The organism is Aeromonas sp. sif2416, assembly GCF_019218665.1.
GTDB classification, from domain to species: domain Bacteria; phylum Pseudomonadota; class Gammaproteobacteria; order Enterobacterales; family Aeromonadaceae; genus Aeromonas; species Aeromonas encheleia.
In genome coordinates, this window is record NZ_JAHUXC010000032.1 from 1 (window position 1) to 536 (window position 536).

A 536-nucleotide genomic window follows, 5' to 3' on the forward strand; every position below is an offset into this window, starting at 1 on the left:
CACGGCTTGTTGTCGTACAACAAGGACCAAAAATAAATTTTGGTTTTCGCCAAGAAGTTTCCAAAGCACTTGTAACAAATGTTTGAGAACTACTTTTTAAATCAGCTTTCCAGATTGTTAAAGAGCAAACTTCATAAAGAAGTCAAAGGCATAGATTGAACAATGCGTTCAATGCATGGCTTTTGCTTCTCGCAAATTCAGTACTCGATTATGGTGGAGCTATGCGGGATCGAACCGCAGACCTCCTGCGTGCAAAGCAGGCGCTCTCCCAGCTGAGCTATAGCCCCATAATCGCGAAGTGGTGGGTCTGAGTGGACTCGAACCACCGACCTCACCCTTATCAGGGGTGCGCTCTAACCACCTGAGCTACAGACCCACTTCGTGTACTGTCTCTAAACTTGAATCAAGGCAATCTGTGTGAACACTCAACAACTTCGTCATCATTAAGGTAAGGAGGTGATCCAACCCCAGGTTCCCCTAGGGTTACCTTGTTACGACTTCACCCCAGTCATGAATCACACCGTGGTAAACGCCCT

At 46.6% G+C, this 536-nt stretch carries 2 tRNA genes and 1 rRNA gene; all 3 read right to left on the minus strand.

Annotation, left to right across the window (positions count from 1 at the left end):
- Positions 1-211: 211 nt before the first annotated feature.
- A tRNA-Ala gene (locus KW821_RS21390) sits at positions 212-287 on the minus strand.
- Positions 288-299: 12 nt separating this feature from the next.
- A tRNA-Ile gene (locus KW821_RS21395) sits at positions 300-376 on the minus strand.
- 73 nt (positions 377-449) lie between these two features.
- Positions 450-536 (minus strand): 16S ribosomal RNA (locus KW821_RS21400); the annotation flags it as partial.